The following is a 1,400-nucleotide window of genomic DNA, read 5'->3' on the forward strand; positions in this document are numbered from 1 at the left end:
ATGAATTTCATTCTTAAATATACATAAAACCAACGAGTTATGCAAATTATTTGAACGGTTTTTTGTACAAATTATCTAACAGGGGAAAAGGAGGTTATTAGACAGTTTGACGTTCCCTTGCTACAAGAGGTTTGGGACTAAATTAAGCCCAATATTCGGATTTGCCTAAACATCCCAAACACAAAACCATTTTCAAATTAAGCCAATTACCCAAATCTATTGTAGCAAGTGTTGTGCGTTCGGTTTTTTATTCCGTTACTTTTATATTCACTTTTGTTCCGTCGGGCAAATCTTTTACTTGTTTATGAATTTGTCCACTTAATTCAAAATGTACTTCAATATCTGTTAATTCAAAATTTTCAGGTTTGTATTCTCCACCAAGTATTGGAAGAGTTTTGTATCCATAAAGCTTTTTTTCTGTTAATAATAACCCATTTCTTTTTAATTCTGAGACAAGTTCTATTAAAAACCATTCATCAACTGTTTCATCATCATTAAGTTTAGCTTTAAATTCACTTTCATTTTCGGCAACTTTTTCAATTATCCCTTCTCCAACATTTAACCAATAGCATATTCCATTTTTGTCTTCAAGAAATAAATCACCAATACTTGACATTAAGATTGGTTTTTTATCGTTTCCAATTAGCCAATCCCAACTTTCCATCAATCTATTTAAATCGATATGATTAAAGTTAATTGTTAAATCTTTCCAAGTAATTTTCATATTTCTTTCTGTTTTTACCAAGTAAATTCTAATCCTTTTCTTTCAGGAGTAAGTTTTGTAATTGCAATTAAAATACCATTAACTTTCATTGGATGAATATGTTTTTCAACTATTAGAGACGAAACTTGTGAATCATCTTCAAATGCGATTTCATTTAATGAATCTAAAACTGCTTTTGCAAGATTATCGACGTCAACTTCATAATATCTTTTTTCTGTAATTGATATGGATAAATGAACTTGTACATTATGAGGTTTGTTTATTCTATTATTTTTAGAAATTTTTTCTCTTGCGATTCCTTGAATATATTCCCTGAATTTTAAAATTGAACTAGTTTCTGGATTTTTCATATAGAAATTTTTCAGCACAGTCTCTTCTCCTTTTTCATTGGTTTCAATTACGTCAATAGGTTTAAATCCGTCTTGTTTTGTTGGAACAATTAAATTACCAAAATAGCCGAATAAAAAATCGATTTTTGGATTTTGCCGAAATGTCACACTTTCTTCTTTTCGCATTTTTCAGATAGTTTCTTATTTAACGATGAGTTTCTTCAAACTGACGCACAACGTCAGTTCGTCTAAAAACCTCCAAACAAACTGTATTTTGTTACTCATGGAGTAAATATATGTTATTTAAACTACATTTAAACTTCGTTCTATTAAAACTCGCTTTATGA

The 1,400-nt window shown here is 29.2% G+C and carries 2 protein-coding genes; both read right to left on the reverse strand.

Going from position 1 to position 1,400, the window contains the following annotated elements:
• Positions 1-247 precede the first annotated feature (247 nt).
• Entirely contained in the window at positions 248-724 is a 477-nt protein-coding gene (locus tag ACNQGO_RS15365) for a T6SS immunity protein Tdi1 domain-containing protein (protein WP_417985816.1), read from the reverse strand.
• Between the two features lie 14 nt (positions 725-738).
• Positions 739-1,239, reverse strand: coding sequence for a RusA family crossover junction endodeoxyribonuclease (locus ACNQGO_RS15370; protein ID WP_417985817.1), 501 nt, complete (start codon positions 1,237-1,239; stop codon positions 739-741).
• Positions 1,240-1,400: the final 161 nt, after the last annotated feature.

It is taken from the genome of Flavobacterium frigidum (assembly GCF_048286735.1).
GTDB lineage: Bacteria > Bacteroidota > Bacteroidia > Flavobacteriales > Flavobacteriaceae > Flavobacterium.

Coding starts and splice junctions, on each gene's coding strand:
- ACNQGO_RS15365 (WP_417985816.1), bottom strand. CDS start 724: ATGAAAATTACTTGGAAAGATTTAACAATTAACTTTAATCATATCGAT.
- ACNQGO_RS15370 (WP_417985817.1), bottom strand. CDS start 1,239: ATGCGAAAAGAAGAAAGTGTGACATTTCGGCAAAATCCAAAAATCGAT.